Annotated in this window: 20 protein-coding genes; 1 reads left to right on the top strand and 19 read right to left on the bottom strand. The window is 56.9% G+C overall.

Going from position 1 to position 19,627, the window contains the following annotated elements; genetic code table 11:
• Positions 1–31: 31 nt before the first annotated feature.
• The 13 genes from ACIGG6_RS12180 to ACIGG6_RS12120 form a co-directional block, all read right to left on the bottom strand.
• On the bottom strand, positions 32–1,129 hold the full coding sequence (locus ACIGG6_RS12180; protein ID WP_399844697.1) for a hypothetical protein: 1,098 nt from the start codon (positions 1,127–1,129) through the stop codon (positions 32–34).
• Between the two features lie 67 nt (positions 1,130–1,196).
• Complete coding sequence (locus ACIGG6_RS12175) at positions 1,197–1,955, bottom strand: energy transducer TonB (RefSeq protein ID WP_399844695.1); 759 nt, start codon at positions 1,953–1,955, stop codon at positions 1,197–1,199.
• Positions 1,952–2,359 carry an ExbD/TolR family protein gene (locus ACIGG6_RS12170; protein WP_044628390.1) on the bottom strand — a complete coding sequence of 136 codons (408 nt, stop codon included), beginning with the start codon at positions 2,357–2,359 and terminating at the stop codon, positions 1,952–1,954. The genes ACIGG6_RS12175 and ACIGG6_RS12170 overlap by 4 nt, the downstream gene beginning before the upstream one ends.
• Complete coding sequence (locus ACIGG6_RS12165; protein ID WP_399844693.1) at positions 2,352–2,894, bottom strand: MotA/TolQ/ExbB proton channel family protein; 543 nt, start codon at positions 2,892–2,894, stop codon at positions 2,352–2,354. The genes ACIGG6_RS12170 and ACIGG6_RS12165 overlap by 8 nt, the downstream gene beginning before the upstream one ends.
• 1 nt (position 2,895) lies before the next feature.
• Positions 2,896–4,257 carry a MotA/TolQ/ExbB proton channel family protein gene (locus ACIGG6_RS12160; protein WP_399844692.1) on the bottom strand — a complete coding sequence of 454 codons (1,362 nt, stop codon included), beginning with the start codon at positions 4,255–4,257 and terminating at the stop codon, positions 2,896–2,898.
• Positions 4,254–5,033, bottom strand: a complete 780-nt coding sequence (locus tag ACIGG6_RS12155; protein WP_399844690.1) for a DUF3450 domain-containing protein — start codon at positions 5,031–5,033, stop codon at positions 4,254–4,256. The genes ACIGG6_RS12160 and ACIGG6_RS12155 overlap by 4 nt, the downstream gene beginning before the upstream one ends.
• Before the next feature lie 219 nt (positions 5,034–5,252).
• Entirely contained in the window at positions 5,253–6,224 is a 972-nt protein-coding gene (gene nrdF / locus ACIGG6_RS12150; protein WP_044630793.1) for a class 1b ribonucleoside-diphosphate reductase subunit beta, read from the bottom strand.
• A gap of 41 nt (positions 6,225–6,265) precedes the next feature.
• Positions 6,266–8,464 (bottom strand): class 1b ribonucleoside-diphosphate reductase subunit alpha, encoded by a 2,199-nt coding sequence (gene nrdE, locus ACIGG6_RS12145; RefSeq protein ID WP_451923651.1) that lies wholly within the window; start codon positions 8,462–8,464, stop codon positions 6,266–6,268.
• The gene (nrdI, locus tag ACIGG6_RS12140) at positions 8,431–8,880 is read right to left on the bottom strand and encodes a class Ib ribonucleoside-diphosphate reductase assembly flavoprotein NrdI (protein ID WP_399844688.1); all 450 of its coding nucleotides are present in this window, start codon (positions 8,878–8,880) and stop codon (positions 8,431–8,433) included. The genes nrdE and nrdI overlap by 34 nt, the downstream gene beginning before the upstream one ends.
• Positions 8,881–8,889: 9 nt before the next feature.
• Positions 8,890–9,111, bottom strand: a complete 222-nt coding sequence (gene nrdH, locus ACIGG6_RS12135; protein ID WP_399844686.1) for a glutaredoxin-like protein NrdH — start codon at positions 9,109–9,111, stop codon at positions 8,890–8,892.
• Between the two features lie 251 nt (positions 9,112–9,362).
• Positions 9,363–9,974 (bottom strand): superoxide dismutase, encoded by a 612-nt coding sequence (locus tag ACIGG6_RS12130; protein WP_399844684.1) that lies wholly within the window; start codon positions 9,972–9,974, stop codon positions 9,363–9,365.
• Positions 9,975–10,191: 217 nt separating this feature from the next.
• Positions 10,192–11,118 (bottom strand): electron transfer flavoprotein subunit alpha/FixB family protein, encoded by a 927-nt coding sequence (locus ACIGG6_RS12125; protein ID WP_399844683.1) that lies wholly within the window; start codon positions 11,116–11,118, stop codon positions 10,192–10,194.
• Between the two features lie 14 nt (positions 11,119–11,132).
• Positions 11,133–11,882, bottom strand: a complete 750-nt coding sequence (locus tag ACIGG6_RS12120) for an electron transfer flavoprotein subunit beta/FixA family protein (protein WP_399844681.1) — start codon at positions 11,880–11,882, stop codon at positions 11,133–11,135.
• A gap of 377 nt (positions 11,883–12,259) precedes the next feature.
• On the opposite strand from ACIGG6_RS12120, the gene ACIGG6_RS12115 reads away from it, so the two are divergent.
• Entirely contained in the window at positions 12,260–13,924 is a 1,665-nt protein-coding gene (locus ACIGG6_RS12115) for an electron transfer flavoprotein-ubiquinone oxidoreductase (RefSeq protein WP_399844679.1), read from the top strand.
• 40 nt (positions 13,925–13,964) lie between these two features.
• Here the strand turns inward: ACIGG6_RS12115 and ACIGG6_RS12110 are convergent, their stop codons facing one another.
• Genes ACIGG6_RS12110 through tmk form a run of 6 tightly spaced genes read right to left on the bottom strand, consistent with a single transcriptional unit; the run spans position 13,965 to position 19,615 of the window.
• Positions 13,965–16,172, bottom strand: a complete 2,208-nt coding sequence (locus ACIGG6_RS12110) for an ATP-dependent helicase (protein ID WP_399844677.1) — start codon at positions 16,170–16,172, stop codon at positions 13,965–13,967.
• Entirely contained in the window at positions 16,169–16,729 is a 561-nt protein-coding gene (locus ACIGG6_RS12105; RefSeq protein ID WP_399844675.1) for a DUF1285 domain-containing protein, read from the bottom strand. The genes ACIGG6_RS12110 and ACIGG6_RS12105 overlap by 4 nt, the downstream gene beginning before the upstream one ends.
• Positions 16,730–16,758: 29 nt before the next feature.
• Positions 16,759–17,592, bottom strand: coding sequence for a TatD family hydrolase (locus ACIGG6_RS12100; RefSeq protein ID WP_058577896.1), 834 nt, complete (start codon positions 17,590–17,592; stop codon positions 16,759–16,761).
• 36 nt (positions 17,593–17,628) lie between these two features.
• On the bottom strand, positions 17,629–17,964 hold the full coding sequence (locus tag ACIGG6_RS12095) for a PilZ domain-containing protein (protein WP_058577895.1): 336 nt from the start codon (positions 17,962–17,964) through the stop codon (positions 17,629–17,631).
• Positions 17,965–17,987: 23 nt separating this feature from the next.
• Positions 17,988–18,971: a DNA polymerase III subunit delta' gene (locus ACIGG6_RS12090; protein ID WP_044629222.1), complete on the bottom strand. Its 984-nt coding sequence runs from the start codon at positions 18,969–18,971 to the stop codon at positions 17,988–17,990.
• Entirely contained in the window at positions 18,962–19,615 is a 654-nt protein-coding gene (gene tmk, locus ACIGG6_RS12085; RefSeq protein WP_399844673.1) for a dTMP kinase, read from the bottom strand. Before tmk ends, ACIGG6_RS12090 begins: the two co-directional genes overlap by 10 nt.
• Positions 19,616–19,627 lie beyond the last annotated feature (12 nt).

The following is a 19,627-nucleotide window of genomic DNA, read 5'->3' as shown; positions in this document are numbered from 1 at the left end:
TGCCCCTTGCTTAGCAAAGGGGCTTTGCTTATCAGTGAAAATTGGCCAGCCACTCCTCCGCTTGGGGATCCCCAAGGTTAGCAGCGGTTGTAAGCGCCGCCTCTGCTTGCTCATTTCTCCCCCACCCATAAGCAAGTTGACCCAGCTGGCGCCAGTCATCGGCTGATTGCGTTACTTCAGCGAGCGCTTGCCAAGCGCCCAAGGCATTATCAATATGTTTCGCCTGCTGCCAGGCCGTCGCTCGCAAGCGCAGCGTCTCTTCGTTGCTAGGAAGCTCGCCTGTCTCAAGCGCTGCCTCTAAATGCTCCGCGGCACGAGCGGGGGTCCCGCCTGCCAGATGAAGCTGGATAAGAGTAAGGCGCTCATCTGGGGTCGAGAGCTTGCCTAGTTGCCATGCCGCCTCCCAGACGGCGGCTGCTACGCCCAACTGGCCTGCCTGCTGGGCAAGCCCGGCTGCCTGACGCCATGCATCGGCTTCGCTCTCAGCGTTTAAGCCCTTCAACAGCCAACTTAGCGCCTGCTCATTCTCTCCTGTGTGCCGTAGCACAACATTCGTGAGCGTTTGTTGTTCAGCGCTGAGATCCCCTTGCTCTAGCAGCGGCACCAGCCACTCTAACGCAGCCTTCCAGCGCTCCTCTTCGGCCAGCATTCGCACCAACAGCCACGCCGTTTCTGCGTAACGCTCATTGCCCGAGGACTCTGACAACCACTGTTCGAACAGAGCAATGGCCTCATCACGCTCTCCGGCTGCACGGCGCAGCGACGCCTCATCGCGCAGCCAGCGGCGTACCTGGCTATCGGGAACGCTCGGGCGTTGGCGAGCGCTGGCCAGTTCATCGGCGGCCGCAAGGTTTTCCCCCTGGCGCACAAGGGCGCTTGCCGCTAACTGGTGATAGAGCGCACTGGCCCACTGGTCGGCCCGGTTACCGCCAGCCAACCGCTCAGACTGAGAGCGCGCATGGCTAATAATACGGCTTAACACCTCTGGATCTGCCGAACCGTTTGCTTGGCTTGCTAACTGGCTTTGCAACCCGTTCAGGTCTTGAATAATGTCACCGGGCAGCGGCTCATTGGCCACGGCAGTAGCGCTCATAGCGCTCAGTAACATGATGGCGACCCAACGCTGCATCCCCTTCCCCCGGCTAGTATCGTTCACTGGCCTGTTTGGCGATTTTTCTCTACGAGACATGTCACCGCTACCTTAACTGGAACTCAATACGCTGGGTGGCGCGACGTAGCTGCTGGCTGGGTTCGAACTGCCAACGCGCAATTGCTTCGCGGGCGGCGTCTTCGAAGACCCGACGAGGCTGGGCATTGGTCACCCGAATAGAGCTACCGTCGACACTACCGTTACGCTGAATGACGAACTCCACCTCCACAAACCCCTCCATGCCACGACGCTGGGCACGGGGTGGATACGACGGGTTAACGCGATTCGTCGGCGCCACCTGCCCAACGCTCACCGGTTCATTGGAGGGCGCAGGCTCAGCGGCCGGTGCCGCGTCGCGCTGGGCAGCGGCGGGCTCAGGGGATGGCGCTGCCGTTTCTGCTGGCTCGGGAGAGGGTTCCGGCGCAGGTTCAGGAGCTGGCTGTGGCTGTGGTTGCGGCTCGGGTTCGGGCTGAGCTTCGGTCAACTCGGGCAGCTCGCTTTCTAATTCGACGGGCTCTACCGGCGCGTTAGGCAGCTCTACCTCGGGCAACGCAATCGTACTGGTGGCCACTGGTGCAGGCGCGGGAGTCGGCATGGGCGGAGGCGCGGGTGCTGCTTGCGCAGGCGCGGGAGGCGGTGCCTCCTGTTCGGGCGCCACCTCCGGCGCTTCCACCATGGTCATGGACATCGTCATAATGGGCTCATCGACTTGCTGTTCAGGTGGTGCCACCAGCAGCGCCAGCATCCAGAAGAGTCCGACGGCCAGGGCAATACCGCCTAGCATCGACAACGCATGACGCATCATGGCGCGCTCCGGCTCGCTGCCACGGCGACCTGCTCGACCCCTGCCTGCTGGAGACGATCCATAACCTCAATCAGCACGCCCGTGGTGGACTCTCGATCGGCCTGAATAACCACCGACCCTTCACCGCTGAGCATTCCGGCCACCTGCTGACCAACACGATGTAGATCTACCGGCTGGCCATCTACCCATACCGCTCCTTCCGGCGTGACAGCAATCAGCACCTGGGCATCGGGGCGCGGAGTGGCCGCAGACGCTTCAGGACGGTCAATCTCCACCCCGCTCTCCTTGATAAAGCTGGTCGTGACGATAAAGAAGATCAGCATAATGAACACCACATCCAGCATTGGCGTTAAGTTCACCTCATTGCTGTCGTCGGCAGCCTCTATAGAACGGCGTCTACGCATCACTCTCCTCCAAGGCACGCGCTAAGCGGTCATGCAAACGCTGGTCTTCGCGACGGATAACGTGCTCTAAACGGCTAATAAACAGCATACCCACTACCGCAATGGCCATTCCCGTTAAGGTAGGCAGCGTTGCTCGGGCAACGCCATCGGCCATGGCCCGGGCTTGGTGGGTATCACTCATCGAAAGGCTATCAAAAACGGTAATCATACCGGTGACGGTACCCAACAGCCCCAGTAGCGGGCAGAGCACCACCAGCAGTCTGATCCAGGGCAGCGGGCGGCGAAGCTTGGCTACCAAGGCCGCACTCCATACATGGCGTAGCGTACGCGCACTCCAACTGCGGTGGTCGCTACGGGCCGCCCAGCGACGAACCAGTTCATGGCGCGCGCGCCGCCAACTGATGCGGTAGTACCACCAGCGCTCAATCGCCATGGCGAACACCACCACCGCCACCAGCGCAAGCACGACTAGCACAGCGCCGCCCGCCTCTAACAGCCGCTCTACTGGCTCTAGCCAAAGGGGTAAGCTCGGCATGCTAGTTCACCGTTTGCCCAGAAAGGGTGGACTGCGCCTCCAGATGGTCGGCCAAAGTGGCGCTGGCTTCGCCTTCAATCACCTGGGTAATAAAACGGCTGCGACTGGAGAGCGCCGTTTGAGCAAACAGCAGCGGCACAGCGGTTACCAAGCCCAGCACGGTGGTCACCAGCGCCTGACTAATACCGCCAGCCATTAGCTGCGGGTCGCCCGTTCCAAATACCGTAATGGCTTGGAAGGTCACGATCATGCCAGTCACGGTACCCAGTAGCCCCAGCAGAGGTGCAATGGCGGCCAGCAATTTAACGATAGGCTGACCACGCTCAATCTTCGGCAACTCGGCCAGCACCGCCTCATCTAGCCTCGCTTCGAGCGCTTCTGGCGTTTGGTGCTTATCCATCTCTTTAAAGCGTTCTAACACGCGACCAAGCGGATTATCCTTGCTTGGCTGATCTAAGTTTTGGCGCTGGCGGCGCACACGCGCACTCACCGTCAGTAGGTAAATATACTGAGCTAACGCAACCAGCAGCCCGATACCACCGAGCACGACAACGACGTAACCGACGTAGCCTCCTTGCTGAAAGCGCTCCCAGAGCGTGGGCTGTTGCGCCAACGCTTCCAGAACACTGCCTTGCGTGGGGTCAATGGCAAATTCACGGCTCTCGCCCTGATGGTAAGCCACTAACAGGTCGCTGATTGCTGTTGGCGTGCGCGGCACTTCGGCGAGGCTGCTCTCTTCGTCTTGCCCCTTTCTAAGCAGCGCAGACTCGGTAAAGGCAGCAAAATCACCCAGCCGCACGACGCTATGTGACTCTATGTCGCCGCTTGCATCCGCCACCGGCAGCTCCAGGCGCTCGGCACGACCGGTATTCACAGTGAGTGTTGCCAGGCTATCTACCACGGCCTCGATTTGTGAGCGCTCCAGAACGTCGACATCATTAAGGCGCGGCGGCAGCGCATCTGCCTCTAGCGTTAGCCAGCTATCGCCGCCTAGCTCATTGCGAATTTCTTCACTGTGACGGGCAAGATCTGCCAGCAATGAGGTTAACGCTTCTCCCTGCTCCTCTTGCCGCTGGGCAAGCGCTTGGGCCTGCTCGCTTTGCTCTTCCTGCTGCGCTTCAAGGGCTGCCTGCTCTTCTTCAGCCGCCTCATGGGCAGCACGTGCTTCCTCCAAGGCGGCTTCCAGGCCCTCTTGATCTTCTAAGAATGACTGCAGCCGCGCCTGATCACGCGCTTGGGCAGCCTCTCGGGCCTCCCTTAGCGACCCGAGTTCATCGCTTTGGGCCATGGCAGCGCTGCTCGTTAATGCGCCGACCAGTAACGTTAGGCAAAGCCATGCTTTTGGGCGAGAGAATAGACTCATGGCTGGCCCCCTTGGTCATTGGCAGTAATAGAGAGTGGTAGTTGCAGAAGCTCCGGCGTGCGCTGATCATCAGCGATGCGCAGGCCGTTGCGTACCTGACGGCGAGCGGGCTCGTCTAACGCCAGCCATTCACCGCCCTCTTTATCCCATACACCACCTTCCCGACCATCGGGCGTGAGGTAGTAAAAGCCAATACGGCCAATACGTAGGTACTCCACCTCTCTTGGCGACGCTCCCTCCATCACCAACCGGCCTCGCCAACTATCCACTTCACGGCCATAGGCCAGCTCAGCGCGCCAGGCTTCGAGCAAGCTGGCAATGCGTTCAGCGCTGCCTGCCTCGGGATTACCGGCGGATTCCACCCGGGCGAGGCGTTCATCGGTTAAGAAAGGTAGATCTGACTCGATCCAACGGGTTAGCTGCTCGGCCATATCCTGCTCAATCATGGGCAGCGCATCACGGGTATCGCTTAACGTATCTAGCGCTTGGCTTAATCGCTGCTGGCGCTCGGCTTCGCTAGCCAGGCGGCTACTGAGCGTTGCGTTAGTAGTTTCCATCTGGCGGGTTTCCCGCTCTAGGCGGCGCAACTCTTCAATGGCGGAACGCGTAGCTTCATCCGCGCTGTCAATTTGCTGCTGCAGTTCAGACTGGGTTTGCTGGGCCTCGACACTTTGGGCCGCTTGATCCATTGTCTCATCACTTGCCATTAGCGTACCGCTGACGAGCACTCCTGCTAGCCAACACCCACGCAAGGCAAAGAAAGGCCTTTTCAGCACGTTATGTCTCCGTCACTGCTTAACGCGCCCTCACGAACGGCGCGCTAAAACTCATTAGGTATAAGAACGATTTGCGTTTAACGCGTGCAGTGCATAGCGTAACACTAATAGAATAAATGACAATATTTATCATTAACATCCACCAACAGTCTGGCGGGAGTTGCGCGCATAAAAAACGGGAGCCATAGGCTCCCGTAGAGAACGTAACCACGGCGGTGATTAAAACGCCCAGTCGTCGTCTTCTGTGGCGACCGCTTTACCAATGACATAGGAAGAGCCAGACCCTGAGAAGAAGTCGTGGTTCTCATCCGCGCTGGGTGACAGTGCGGCCATGATCGTTGGGTCGACATCCGTCACGCTGCTGGGGAATAGCGGCTCAAAGCCAAGGTTCATCAGGGCTTTGTTAGCGTTATAGTGAAGGAATTTCTTCACATCTTCCGACAGACCCACTTCATCGTAAAGCGATTCGGTGTAGCGGACTTCGTTGTCGTAAAGCTCCAGCAGCAGCTCGTAGGCGTAGTCTTTCACTTCCTGCTGACGCTCGGGTGTCTCTTCTGCCAGCGCCTGCTGAAATTTGTAGCCCACATAGTAACCGTGCACCGCTTCATCACGAATGATCAAACGAATCAGGTCTGCCGTGTTGGTCAGCTTGGCGTGGCTGGACCAGTACATGGGCAGGTAGAAGCCTGAGTAGAACAGGAACGACTCCAGGAAAACGCTCGCCACCTTGCGCATCAGCGGGTCGTCCGAGCGGTAGCGCTTCAGGATGAGCTCCGACTTCATCTGTAGCGTCGGATTTTCCTCACTCCAGCGGAACGCGTCGTCTACATCACGCGTTGCACACAGCGTCGAGAAAATCGAGCTGTAGGAGCGCGCATGCACGGATTCCATAAAGGCGATATTGGTGTATACCGCTTCTTCATGAGGAGTGCGGGCATCTTCCATCAGCACAGGCGCACCCACGCTGCTTTGAATGGTGTCCAGCAGCGTCAGGCCCGTAAATACGCGGATAGTAAGCTGCTTCTCTTGCTGCGTCAGCGTGTTCCACGACTGAATATCATTGGAAAGCGGCACTTTCTCCGGCAACCAGAAGTTACTGGTCAGACGGTTCCATACCTCAAGGTCTTTATCGTCTTGAAGGCGGTTCCAGTTAATCGCATTCACTCGCGACAAACGTTGCATCATTGTCATCAGAGGTCTCTCACAAACATCATCTTAAAAGCGTTACCCGATTACAGCGTGCAGGAGACGCAACCCTCTACCTCGGTGCCTTCTAGGGCACTTTGGCGCAAGCGTATGTAATAAAGCGTCTTGATACCTTTACGCCATGCGTAAATTTGCGCCTTGTTGATATCCCGCGTGGTGGCTGTGTCCGGGAAGAACAGCGTCAACGAGAGGCCTTGGTCAACGTGCTTGGACGCCTCTGCGTAGGTATCGATAATTTTTTCAGGACCGATTTCGTAAGCATCCTGGAAGTAATCGAAGTTCGCTTCGCTCAAGAATGGCGCTGGGTAGTAAACGCGGCCCAGCTTACCCTCTTTACGGATCTCGATCTTCGCCGCCACCGGGTGAATGCTCGAGGTGGAGTGGTTGATGTACGAGATAGAACCGGTCGGCGGTACCGCTTGAAGGTTACGATTGTATAAGCCGTGCGCCATCACCGAGGCTTTCAGCGTTTGCCAATCATCCTGAGTAGGCAGTGCAATACCGCTACGCTCAAACAAGTGACGGACTTTCTCCGTACGCGGCAGCCACGCTTGGTCGGTGTACTTATCAAAGAATGTACCCGACGCATAGGTAGAGTCTTCGAACCCTGCAAAGGTCTCACTATGCTCAATAGCCAGCTGGTTCGACGCACGAATGGCATGGAAGGCAACGCAGTAGAAGTACAGGTTAGTGAAATCCAACCCTTCTTCTGAGCCATAATAAATATGCTCGCGAGCCAGGAAGCCATGCAGGTTCATCTGACCAAGGCCGATGGCGCGAGACTTGGCGTTGCCTTCAGCAATAGAAGGAACACTGCGCAGGTTGCTCATTTCCGATACGGCGGTGAGGCCGCGAATGGCAATCTCTACGCTGGTGCCGATATCGCCAGCATCCATCACCTTGGCAATGTTCATAGAGCCCAGGTTACAGGAGATATCCTGACCAATCTCACGGTAGCCAAGGTCGTCGTCATACTCGGTCGGCGTATTAACCTGCAGAATCTCAGAGCAGAGGTTGCTCATATTGATACGGCCCGCAATCGGGTTAGCGCGGTTGACCGTATCTTCAAACATGATGTACGGGTAGCCAGACTCGAACTGCAGCTCTGCCAGGGTTTGGAAGAAGGCACGGGCGTTAATCTTCTGTTTACGAATACGCGCGTCAGCCACCATTTCATGGTACTTCTCGGTGACGCTGATATCGCCAAACGGCACGCCGTAGACCCGCTCTACATCGTAGGGCGAGAAGAGGTACATATCATCGTTGCGCTTCGCCAGCTCAAAGGTGATATCGGGAATAGTCACACCCAGCGACAGCGTTTTGATGCGGATTTTTTCGTCCGCGTTTTCACGCTTGGTATCCAGGAAGCGCAAAATATCCGGATGGTGAGCGTTGAGATATACAGCCCCGGCACCCTGGCGTGCACCCAGCTGGTTAGCGTAGGAGAACGCATCTTCCAGCAGCTTCATAATCGGGATAATGCCCGATGACTGGTTCTCGATACGCTTGATCGGCGCGCCGGATTCACGAATATTGCTCAGCAGGAAGGCCACGCCGCCGCCACGCTTGGAGAGCTGAAGCGCAGAGTTAATGGAGCGCCCGATAGACTCCATGTTGTCTTCGATACGCAGCAGGAAGCAGGAGACCAGCTCGCCGCGCTGCTGCTTGCCGCAGTTAAGGAACGTGGGCGTCGCCGGCTGAAAACGGCCGCTAATAATTTCATCGACGAGCGACTTAGCCAGCGCTTCGTCGCCGCGCGCCAGTGTCAGGGCGACCATGCACACGCGGTCTTCATAACGCTCAAGGTAGCGCTTACCGTCAAAGGTTTTTAACGTGTAGCTGGTGTAGTACTTAAACGCGCCCAAAAAGCTAGGAAAACGGAATTTGTAGGCATAGGCTTGCTCAAACAGCGCCTTCACAAACGCAAAGCTGTACTGCGCCAACATGTCGGCTTCGTAGTACTGCTCTTCCACCAGATAATCGAGTTTCTCTTCCAGCGAGTGGAAGAAGACCGTGTTCTGATTAACGTGCTGCAGAAAGTACTGACGCGCCGCTTCGCGGTCTTTATCCAACTGCAGTTCGCCGTTGGCACCGTACAGATTAAGCATCGCATTCAGCGCATGGTAATCCAACGTGCGCGCCTCGGTTCCTCCCGCAGCAGGGCGTGGTGTTTCTGCCGAGTTTTTTGTAGCTACGTTCTTAGAGACTGAGCTTGACGTTTCCAAAACTCTTCTACTCCTTTGCGGACCTTGGCGACATCGTCATCAGTGCCAAACAATTCAAAACGATAAAGCAGCGGCACCTGGCACTTTTGGGCAATAATTCGCCCCGCCAAACCGTATGCCTCACCAAAATTAGTATTTCCAGCAGCAATGACACCTCGCAGGAGGTGTCGATTGTGCTCGTCATTTAAAAACTGAATTACCTGCCCCGGCACCGCCCCTTTGACAGCGCCGCCACCGTAAGTGGGGGTAATGAGTATATAGGGCTGCTCTACCCGCGGCGTTGGCGCTTCACGATTTAACGGCAGCCGCTGGGCGCTTAAGCCAAGCTTTTCAATAAAACGGTGAGTGTTGCCTGACTTAGTGGAAAAATAAACCAACGTACCTGTTTGCTTGGCTTCCGCGTCGGCAGTGCACATAAATTCCGATTACGCCAGCGTTTGAATACGATCAGGACGGAAGCCAGACCAATGCTCTTCACCTACCACCACCACAGGCAGCTGGCGGTAGCCAAGTGCTTCTACTTCTTCCTGAGCACCAGACTCAGCGGTAATATCGATCACCGTGTATTCGAGTCCTTGCTTATCCAACGCACGATAGGTGGCGGTGCACTGTACGCAGGCAGGCTTGCTATAAATTTGGATTTCCATGGCTATTTTTCCTTTTCATAGCGGCATTTTTCAGGTAGCGCTCAGCAACTGCTCTACCCCTCTAAAAGACAGCACGCATACTATATATAGACCACGAGAAAATCAATTCAAGCATATATGGTATTTTTTCATCCACAGGTTATTGACAGTCAATTACCAGCGCTATACCCAGCAATAAAAAAACCGCCCCTGGATTGAGGGCGGTTTTTCCACGGTATAGAGAGCCTATACCGCGCTTGCCGACTGCAAATTTAAGCAGTAGCGGCTTGGTAGCGACGCTCAACATCTTCCCAGTTGATAACATTGAAGAAGGCTTCAACGTAATCCGGGCGCTTGTTCTGGAACTTCAGGTAGTAAGCGTGCTCCCAAACGTCCAGACCCAGCACCGGCGTGTTGCCGTGCATTAGCGGGCTGTCTTGGTTCAGGGTATTCTCAACGACCAGTTTTTTCTCCGGCGTGACGGACAGCCACGCCCAGCCGCTACCAAAACGACCTAGCGCCGCTTTCTTGAAAGCTTCTTTAAACGCATCAAGGCCGCCCAACTCTGCGTCGATGGCTTTTGCCACGTCACCCTGGGGCTGACCGCCACCATTGGGAGACATCATCTGCCAGAACATGGAGTGATTAGCGTGACCACCACCGTTGTTGATAACGGCTTGGCGCTTCTCTTCTGGTACGCGATCCAGGTTGGCAACCAGCTCTTCAACCGGAACGTCTTCAAGGCCAGTACCTTCAAGCGCGCCGTTCAGGTTGGTGACATAGGTGTTGTGGTGACGAGAGTGGTGAATTTCCATCGTCATCGCGTCGATGTTCGGCTCGAGAGCATCGTAAGCGTACGGCAGTTCAGGAAGGGTATGTGCCATGCTATCTTCTCCTTGAGTGGCTTCTGTTGCGTTCACTACAGTAGGTGTGGTCTTACTCCACCCTTTTCAACCACCACCACGGCAATTTTTTTGCCATGGGCGGCAAATCTTTTATCCCAGTACCTTAGTCAACTATTGTCAGTTTATCGAATTCACCCCAAATAAAAAAGCCGACTTCTGGCGAAGTCGGCTTTTGACGGACAAGTAATTCAACGGCTTACAGCTTGCTTTCCAGCTCCGGCAGGATCTCAAACAGATCCCCCACTAGGCCGTAGTCGGCGACCTGGAAGATCGGCGCTTCGTCGTCTTTGTTGATGGCGACGATCACCTTGGAGTCTTTCATGCCCGCCAAGTGCTGGATCGCACCTGAAATACCCACCGCAATGTACAGCTCAGGCGCGACGATCTTACCGGTCTGGCCCACCTGCATGTCGTTAGGAACAAAGCCCGCATCGACCGCCGCACGGGAAGCGCCAATGGCCGCGCCCAGCTTGTCGGCAATGCCGTCCAGCAGTTTGAAGTTCTCGCCGTTGCCCATGCCGCGGCCACCAGAGATGACGACCTTGGCGCCACCGAGTTCCGGGCGGTCGCTTTGCGCCAGCTCTTGTTTCACAAAGCTGGACTGGGCGTTGTCGGCGACGAAGTCCACCGCTTCCGTTGTGGCGCTACCACCGGTACCGACCGCATCGAAACCTGTACTGCGGATGGTGATGACTTTTAGCGCGTCGTCACTTTTGACCGTAGCGATGGCGTTACCGGCGTAGATCGGACGCAGGAAGGTATCGGCGCTCTCTACCCCAATCACATCCGACAACTGGCTGACGTCTTTCATAGCCGCCAGACGCGGCAGGACGTTTTTACCGGTGGTGGAGGCGCTGGCCAGTACGTGGGTGTAATCACCCGCCAGCTCCACCAGCAGCGCGCCCATGGGCTCGGCCAGCTGGTGGGCGTACACGGCGTTGTCCGCCACGCGCACTTTGCTCACGCCGTCGAGTTTAGCGGCCGCCTCGGCAGCCGCTTGGACGCCTTCACCGGCGACCAGCACATCAATATCGCCACCGATGGCTTGGGCCGCTGCGACGACGTGAGCGGTCGCGCCCGCTAACTGACCTTCATGCAGGTCGGCAAGTACCAGAATGCTCATGAGATCAGCTCCTTTTAAAGCACTTTGGCTTCGTTTTTCAGTTTGTCGATCAGCTCATCCACCGAGGCGACTTTGATACCGCCTTTGCGCTCGGCGGGGGATTGCACTTTGAGCAGCGTAACCTTGGAGGCCACTTCCACGCCGTAGTCAGCGGGGGTTTTGACATCCAACGGCTTCTTCTTGGCCTTCATGATATCCGGCAGCTTGGCGTAGCGCGGCTCGTTGAGGCGCAGGTCGGTGGTGACGATCGCCGGGAGTGTGAGGGCAACGGTTTGCAGACCGCCGTCGATTTCACGCGTGACATTAACTTTGTCGCCATCTACCGCGACTTCTGAGGCGAAGGTACCTTGCGGCAGATTGGTTAGCGCGGCGAGCATCTGGCCGGTCTGGTTGTTGTCGGTGTCGATGGCCTGCTTGCCCAGGATGACGAGGCCCGGCTGCTCTTCGCCCACCACTTTGGCCAGCAGTTTGGCCACTGCCAGCGATTCGGCGCGCTCACCGGTTTCGATATGGATAGCGCGGTCAGCACCCAGCGCCAGCGCGGTGCGCAGCTGCTCTTGGGCGGCCTTGGGGCCTACGGTCACGGCCACGACTTCGGTGGCTACGCCCTTCTCTTTCAGGCGCACCGCCTCTTCCACGGCAATTTCGCAGAAGGGGTTCATGGCCATTTTGACGTTGGTAAGGTCCACATCAGAATGGTCCGCTTTGACGCGGATTTTGACGTTGTAGTCGATGACGCGTTTCACCGCGACGAGTACTTTCATAGGTTCCTCGCTTGGCTTGTGTATAGAAGCCGTTAACCCGGACAGGCGTCACCAAGAAAATGGCGACGCTAAAAATTCATGCAAGCGTTTGATAGGGCAGTAAATGAAAAACCCTATCAATTTGCCACAGCCCACCTGCCAGCAACAACACTCAATTCGTGCGGCCTTGGTCGTAGCACACCATGATCATCGCTGTTATCAACGCTCATAAAGTGTGCATTTGCCATCGTAGGGGTGACCTGACACAGGTATTATGCCTATCATGGGAGATAACCAGAAGCAAACGACCGTTTTAAATTAAGGCCATCTTTTCATAAGCTAGTTCTCAATCGCTAGTTAGCGAAAAGATGGTGCTTATGAGAATAAGGAGAAACCGGGTGGAAAACGTTGAACGTGATGTAATGGAATTTGACGTTGTTATCGTTGGCGCAGGCCCGTCAGGCCTCGCAGCCGCTTGCCGTTTAATGCAGCAGGCTAACGAGGCAGAGCAGGAGCTCACCGTCTGTGTCGTCGAAAAAGGCTCTGAGGTAGGCGCCCACATTCTTTCCGGCGCAGTATTCGAGCCGCGCGCATTGGCTGAGCTTTTCCCCGACTGGGAGGAGCGCGATGCTCCCCTTAATACACCAGCCGTTCGCGATGATGTGTATCTATTAAAAGACGCCGAAAAAGCGCAAAAAATTCCTAATGCGCTGGTGCCGAAAAGCATGCATAACACCGGCGGCGATTTAACTCGCTACGTGATTAGCGCAGGCAACCTGTGCCGCTGGCTGGCCGAGCAGGCGGAATCGCTGGGCGTTGAAATATTTCCTGGTTTTGCTGCTCAGGAAGTCATCATTGAAGATAATGTGGTACGCGGCATTTTGATTGGCGATATGGGCGTAGGTGCCGACGGCACGCCCAAAGACGGCCATATGCCTGGCATGGAGCTGCGCGCTAAGTACACGCTGTTTGCAGAGGGCGCACGGGGCCACCTAGGCAAGCGACTGATCAATGACTTCTCACTGAATGCTGGACGCGACCCGCAGCATTACGGCATCGGCTTGAAAGAACTGTGGGATGTGCCCGCCGAGAAGCACGAACCCGGCTTGGTAGTTCACGGCTCCGGCTGGCCACTAGACAGCAACACCCACGGCGGTTGGTTCCTCTACCACGCGGAAAACCAGCAGGTGGTAGTGGGCCTGATTATGGACCTCGGTTACCAGAACCCGTGGCTTTCCCCGTTCGATGAATTTCAGCGCATGAAACACCACCCGGTGCTCAGCCAGTACCTGGAAGGCGGCAAACGGGTAGCTTACGGCGCACGGGCCATTGCCAAAGGAGGGTTCAACTGCCTGCCGAAAATGACCTTCCCCGGCGGCCTGTTGATTGGTTGTGATGCGGGCACCCTGAATTTTGCCAAGATTAAAGGCCTGCATACGGCGATGAAGTCTGGCATGGTCGCTGCAGAGAGCGTTTTTGAAGCCATCAAAGATGGCGATGAGGGTGGGCAAGAGCTTGCCAGCTTTACCAGCAAGTGGGAAGCCAGCTGGGCCTACCAGGAGCTGAAAGAGAGTGCGAGCTTCGGCCCTGCCATTCACAAATATGGCACGGTTGGCGGCGGCGCCTATAACTTCGTGAACCAGCTGCTGGGCAATAAACTACCCAACGTTCATGACACCACTACCGACCACGGCGCGCTAAAGCCTGCCGCTGAGTTCGAGAAAATCAGCTACCCGAAACCGGACGGCAAGCTATCGTTCGATAAATCCACCTCGGTGTTTTTATCTAATACGAACCATGAAGAGGATCAGCCTTGCCACCTGCGGCTTGCAGATCCCGATCTACCGATTCGTGACAACCTGCCCAAGTATGCCGAGCCTGCCCAGCGCTACTGCCCAGCGGGGGTGTATGAAGTCGTCGAAGATGATCAAGGCAAGCCACGCTTCCAGATTAACTTCCAGAACTGCGTGCACTGCAAAACCTGCGATATCAAAGACCCCGCCCAGAATATTACCTGGGTAGCCCCTGAAGGCGGTGGCGGCCCGAACTATCCAAATATGTAACAGGCCAAATATGTAACAGGGATCGCAATGGTGCAGCTGGCTACGCTGGCTGCACAGGAGGCTCCATCACCTCAATAGGTGCACGGCGGGCGATGAGACGACGTCGCCCGGCTTGCACAAACCGCACATCAATCACCGGGTCGGACGGATTACCCTCTACTGCCGCCACTTCGCCTTCTCCAAACACTGCGTGCAGCAAGCGCTGACCGGGGTAGTAGTGGCTACCCGCTTGGTAACCAGCTGAAGACTCCTTCACCTGTGGTGCGGCTAAGGCAATGTCGGCGCGCCCTACTCTTTCCAAGTAACGGGCCACTAAGCTAGGGGATTGCACTTCTAACGGCGTATCTGGCGCCTGCTGATTGGCTAAACAAGCGGCGACACGCATACCATCCTGCCAGGCACTTTCGGCAATAAAACGGCTTGGCCGATGTGCTCCTCCGTCGTGAAGAACCAGCAACTGCTCCTTGGCACGTGTGATGGCCACATAAAACAGCCGCCGCTCCTCCTCTAAGCGCTCATCATTCAGCGGGTTATCGCGGCTATAGTGGGGAAAGTCTTCTTCATTAACGCCTGCAACGGCCACTAGCGGCCACTCGAGGCCCTTGGCACCGTGCACGGTACTGACCAGCACGCCGCCAGCCTGATTCTCCACCGGACGTTCAAGTAGCTCAATGAAGGCGTCTGGATCTTGTACGCTCTCAGCCTGCTCAATCAGCACGTCGAGCAAACGCACGTCCTCCTCTCCTTTATCGCGTCTAGCGGCGGCACGTTTCAGCGTTTTTTCAGCGTCAATCGTCTCTACCACATGGCCGAGCAATTTGGCCGGGGGCCATGCGCTAAGTTTGGGCAGCTCACACAGTAGCTCCCAGCGTTTTTTTAGCGTGCGCCGCTGTAACGGTTTTAGCGCTGCCAGAACGGGCTCGTGCCGCTCCGGCCACTGCTGGGTTGTCGCTAACTGGTAAGCCAGACGCTGCAGGCGTTCACGGGCGACAAAGGGGGTTGGCTGAGATAACAGCAGCAGCAACTGCTCTGGGTCGTGAAGCAGTTCTGGACGCCTGGAGAGCTTCAGATAACCTGCCAACGCCTGCACCAGGGGCAAGCGGAACACGAAGCGATCTTCTCGCAGCAGACGAAAGGGGATACCCGCCTGCAGCAAGGCAAGCTGGAAAGGCACCGAGAGCGCCCAGCTTCGCACTAGCAGGCTAGCATCACTGAGCGCCCTCCCCTGGGCCTGCCAGTCAATCAAGGCATCCAGTAACAGTCGGCTTCCTTGACCTACGGTTACGCGAGTGTCTGGATTACCTGCTTCGGCCAAGCAGAGCTGATCGGGCCGACGCTGATTGGCCATGATGGCGTGGTTAGCCGTCAGCGCCAAGGCATGCCCGTGGCGAAAGGTCATGGAGAGCGGATAGTCGGTGGCTTTGCCGAAGGTGGCGGTAAAGTTCTCCAGCATCGTGTCTGGACGAGCACCGCGCCACTCATAAATACACTGGTTAGCATCGCCCACAGCCATCACATTCGCACTCGGCCCAGCAAGCACGGCCAGCAGCCGCTGCTGAACTGTATTGATATCCTGGTACTCATCAACAATCACATGATCCAAGAAACCTTCGACCCGCTTGCGGAGCGTGGCGTCCGCTTCCAGGGCCTGCAGTGGGCGGTAGAGCAGGTCCGCATAGGTCATGACGCCTTCAGCGTGCAGCAGCCGCTCGGCTTCTTCGAAGGCCGTAGGGAAATAGTCGGTATCCGGCTCGTAATTAAGGCGCTCATAAAGCGTCGCCGCAGGCAGCATTTCGGCCTTCACTAGGCCACAAAAATGTGCCAACGCCTCTAGCCGATCACCTTCCAGCGCAGCGTCGCGACGATCTACCTGGCCGGCAAGCACATTCAGGCTAGCTTGACGAAGCAAGCGCTCCATTTGCCATTCAGCAGAGAGTAGCCGCCTGGGGGCGAGCGCCCCCCAGCGGCACAGGCTTTGGGTCAGCCGGTGGCCTAGGGAGTGAAAAGTACGAACGTCGGGCAACGGCTGGCCTGCTGGGGCCATGCTGGCTAGGCGACGCTGGAAGTCATCTTTCGCTGAGCGGTTAAACATCAGCACCAGCATTCGCCTGGGAGGAACGCCACTGCCTAACAGGTGGAGCACTCGGGCAGCCATGGTCGTGGTTTTACCTGCGCCCGCCACGGCGGCTACACGCGCATGCCCTTCCCTATGGTGAACAACAGCTTGCTGCTCGGCAGTTAACTTCACAGCGACTCACTTGGTACGCTATCGCTCCACTGGCCCAACAGGTGCCAGCTGCCCGCGCTGTAGAGCTGACATTCGCTATCGCCCGCAGAGCTCTCTACGATGCGGGCCTGCTCTACTAGGCGATAAAACACGTTGCGGTGCAGCCGCGCTGCCAAGCCGAACCGGATGGCACACTCAGGCGCCAGCTCACCGTCGGGTGTGGCGGTCAGCGCAATGGGATGCTCGTCATCCAGACGTACTACATCGTCAAATTGAGTCTTTAGCCACCAGGCATCATCGTGGAAATCCGCTTCGACCACGACAAAGGGGCGGTCCACTACGGCAATGCGCCAGCGCTCCACGGGAGTGACCAGGCAGTATCCATCGGCATCCAGACGCAGCAGGCTGGAGAGCAGCTTGGCAATCGCAGGACGAGCAAACGGCTGCCCTTCATGCAGCCAGGAGCCATCCTCCTGAATCAGGATATCCATTTCTCCTGATAGCGCGGGCTGCCAGGTATCAACAGGGGGAATAGATGCTGAGCCTTCTGACTGCTGCAATAGTCGATCAATATTCATCACCGACCTCCAGTGGTTGTCACCGCGTGTTACACCACAAGCCCAGACTGTGCCAAGGCCTCTTTGACATGGGCAGGCGCGTCTGGTGCCGCAGCGCGGAACAGATGGTAAAAATTAACGGTCGTTTGCATGGCAACTTCATCCACGCTGATGCCTCGTTCACGCGCAATACACTCCGCGACTTCAACGACCCAGGCAGGCTCATTGGGCTTACCGCGATAAGGGACAGGGGCCAAATAAGGGCTGTCGGTTTCAATTAACAGCCGATCCAACGGAAGCTGACGTGCCAGTGTTCTGAGCGATGCCGCATTACGAAACGTAATAATGCCGGAAAGAGAAATATAGAATCCAAGCCGAACCGCCTCCCGCGCCATGTCCAGGTCTTCAGTAAAGCAGTGGATGACGCCGCCCACCTGAGGATTGCTGTATTCACGCAGCAGCGCCAGCGTATCCTCTTTGGCCTCGCGGGTATGAATGATGACCGGCAACTCTAGCTCATTCGCAGCGATGAGATGCCGCTTGAATCGCTCATGCTGAACGCTGACAGGCACGCTCTCCTGGTAGTGATAATCCAGCCCTGTCTCACCAATCGCTACCGCTCCATACTGTTCAGCAGCCTCTACGATATCGTCCACCGTCGGCTCATTTGGCGCTTGGTGGAGCGGGTGAAGGCCCGCAGAAATAGCCACATCGTGATGTGCTCTGGCAATGGCGGCCAAGCCCGGCAGCTCTTCTAACGTCGTAGAGATGGCTAAAAACTGGCTAACGTTGGCAGCACGGGCAGCATCCAACGTGGCGGCCACATCGCCGCCATGTGTATGCTCTGATAAACGGTCTAGATGACAGTGAGAATCGACAAACATGCAGTGCTCTTTGGAAGTAAATAGGAGATAGCTAGCTTAGAGCGTAAACGAGGGAGGCGCTTTATCAAGCTGCCCGGCCAACAGGGTCTCGATACGGTCACGCACAGAGTAATCTTGCTGACTAAAGTGCACGCCAATGCCTGGCAGTCTTCGGCCACTAACACCTTCTGGCGAGATCCAAATCACCTGACCGGTGACGGAGAGGCGCTCGCTCTCCCCTGGCAGCGTTAGCAGCAGTACAACGGGTTGCCCGAGGCTATACAACGTTTTGGTAGGCACAAAAATACCGCCTCGATCCAAAAACGGCATGTAGGCAGATAGCAGCGTGGGCACGTCGGGTATCGTTAAAGAGAGTGCTTTTTGAGCAGCCATCACTACCTCATTGCATTAGATTGTCAGGAGCGCAGCAGTGCAGACCAGCGCACCAGCCAAGCTTCAAGCACCAGCTGTGGATTCGGGTTTGCTCCAACGGCCAGCAAGCGGCGCTGCTCTCTGGCGTAATCTAATAGCCGGAACCAGTCCTGTACGCGGCCATTTTTCACCGCCTGGCGATAAAGCGGCGTTAAATCAGGATTGTGTAGCACGCTCTGCTCGCCCGATAGCCCCAGACGAATCAAGTCTTCAAGCCAAGCAATACCGTACCATAAGATCGCATCAATCGCTTGGCGATCCAGCCTCGCCGCCTCTGAAACAGGCTCTGCCCCGCGCACTAACTGTTCGAAACAGTCGTGAATCTGGTGGCGCAGCGCCCGTTCATCGGGAGCGGCCAGCTCAACCGCTAACAGGGGAAGGCCGCCTGACACTTGCCACCAGAAGTGAGCTTCATCGCCACCCAACTGCTGGGTCAGCCACCCTTTACAATCATCAAAGGGCACGCTTGCTAGGGGCCACTGCTGGCAGCGCGAACGAATCGTTGGCAGCGTGCGGGAGGGCACATCTGAAAGTAGGATAAATAACGTTTTATCGCCGGGTTCTTCCAGGCTTTTCAACAGCGCGTTGGCGGCGGCAATATTCATGGCTTCAGCAGGTGAGATCACAATCACTCGGTAGCCACCCTGCTGCGCCGTTTGCGAGACAAACCGATTCACTTCGCGAACGGGGTCAATGCGGATTTGGCGCTTGCCCTCTTCTGGCGACACCCGCAGTAGATCAGGGTGATAGCCAGAGGCCAACATGGCGCAGCTGTGACACTGCCCGCAAGCCTGCTCGCCGGGCTGGGCACATAGCGTTCTAGCGATCAACGCTTCTGCCAACTGCTGCTTGCCAACCCCATGGGCACCGCTAATCAGCAAGGCATGGGGCATGCGCCCACTGTTGGCAAGGCGCACCAGCTGCTGCCAAGTGGCCTGATGCCAGGGCAATACGCCAGTTATTGCCATTGGGCAACCCGTTCTTCCAATACGTGGCTTAGCGCCGCTTGAACCACCTCTAGCGGCTGAGCTGCATCAATCACCGCAAAGCGCTCAGGCGAAGCGGCCGCGCGATCCAAATAAGCTCGGCGTACCGCCATAAAGAAATCCGCCTGCTCTTGCTCAAACCGGTCACGCTGGGTATTTAGGTCGCGTAGGCGGCCTTCTAACCGCTCTTTGGCAGCTTCGGGCGGCATATCCAGCAGCAGAGTGAGATCGGGGGCAAGGCCTTGCTGTACAAATTGCTCTAACTGGGCAATGCGTGCGGGGTTGATCCCGCGCCCGCCGCCTTGATAGGCAAAGGTGGCATCGGTAAAACGGTCACATACCACCCAGGCACCCCGTGCTAACGCTGGCAGGATTTTTTCCGCTAGATGCTGTGCACGGGCCGCAAAGACTAGTAACAGCTCGGCATCAACGCTCAGCGGCTCTTGGGGGGCAGGGTCAAGCAGCAGCTCACGAATTGCTTCTGCGCGGGGGGTGCCGCCCGGCTCACGGGTTCGCACCACTTCAATTCCCTGGGCCGTTAGCCATGCTTCGACAAACGCCATGTTGGTAGACTTACCGACTCCCTCACCGCCTTCTAGGGTGATGAAGCGTCCGCGCTTGCTCATTGCTGCCCCTTA

It is taken from the genome of Vreelandella lionensis (genome assembly GCF_044543515.1).
GTDB lineage: Bacteria > Pseudomonadota > Gammaproteobacteria > Pseudomonadales > Halomonadaceae > Vreelandella > Vreelandella lionensis.
Note: the sequence above shows the minus strand (reverse complement) of the source record. Positions and strands in the feature narration are given on the sequence as shown.

Bases quoted from the DNA above. Each gene is read 5' to 3' on its own strand.
- ACIGG6_RS12180 (WP_399844697.1), bottom strand. From the start codon at position 1,129: ATGCAGCGTTGGGTCGCCATCATGTTACTGAGCGCTATGAGCGCTACT.
- ACIGG6_RS12175 (WP_399844695.1), bottom strand. From the start codon at position 1,955: ATGATGCGTCATGCGTTGTCGATGCTAGGCGGTATTGCCCTGGCCGTC.
- ACIGG6_RS12170 (WP_044628390.1), bottom strand. From the start codon at position 2,359: ATGCGTAGACGCCGTTCTATAGAGGCTGCCGACGACAGCAATGAGGTG.
- ACIGG6_RS12165 (WP_399844693.1), bottom strand. From the start codon at position 2,894: ATGCCGAGCTTACCCCTTTGGCTAGAGCCAGTAGAGCGGCTGTTAGAG.
- ACIGG6_RS12160 (WP_399844692.1), bottom strand. From the start codon at position 4,257: ATGAGTCTATTCTCTCGCCCAAAAGCATGGCTTTGCCTAACGTTACTG.
- nrdF (WP_044630793.1), bottom strand. From the start codon at position 6,224: ATGACAATGATGCAACGTTTGTCGCGAGTGAATGCGATTAACTGGAAC.
- nrdI (WP_399844688.1), bottom strand. From the start codon at position 8,880: ATGTGCACTGCCGACGCGGAAGCCAAGCAAACAGGTACGTTGGTTTAT.
- nrdH (WP_399844686.1), bottom strand. From the start codon at position 9,111: ATGGAAATCCAAATTTATAGCAAGCCTGCCTGCGTACAGTGCACCGCC.
- ACIGG6_RS12130 (WP_399844684.1), bottom strand. From the start codon at position 9,974: ATGGCACATACCCTTCCTGAACTGCCGTACGCTTACGATGCTCTCGAG.
- ACIGG6_RS12125 (WP_399844683.1), bottom strand. From the start codon at position 11,118: ATGAGCATTCTGGTACTTGCCGACCTGCATGAAGGTCAGTTAGCGGGC.
- ACIGG6_RS12120 (WP_399844681.1), bottom strand. From the start codon at position 11,882: ATGAAAGTACTCGTCGCGGTGAAACGCGTCATCGACTACAACGTCAAA.
- ACIGG6_RS12105 (WP_399844675.1), bottom strand. From the start codon at position 16,729: ATGAATATTGATCGACTATTGCAGCAGTCAGAAGGCTCAGCATCTATT.
- ACIGG6_RS12100 (WP_058577896.1), bottom strand. From the start codon at position 17,592: ATGTTTGTCGATTCTCACTGTCATCTAGACCGTTTATCAGAGCATACA.
- ACIGG6_RS12095 (WP_058577895.1), bottom strand. From the start codon at position 17,964: ATGGCTGCTCAAAAAGCACTCTCTTTAACGATACCCGACGTGCCCACG.
- ACIGG6_RS12090 (WP_044629222.1), bottom strand. From the start codon at position 18,971: ATGGCAATAACTGGCGTATTGCCCTGGCATCAGGCCACTTGGCAGCAG.
- tmk (WP_399844673.1), bottom strand. From the start codon at position 19,615: ATGAGCAAGCGCGGACGCTTCATCACCCTAGAAGGCGGTGAGGGAGTC.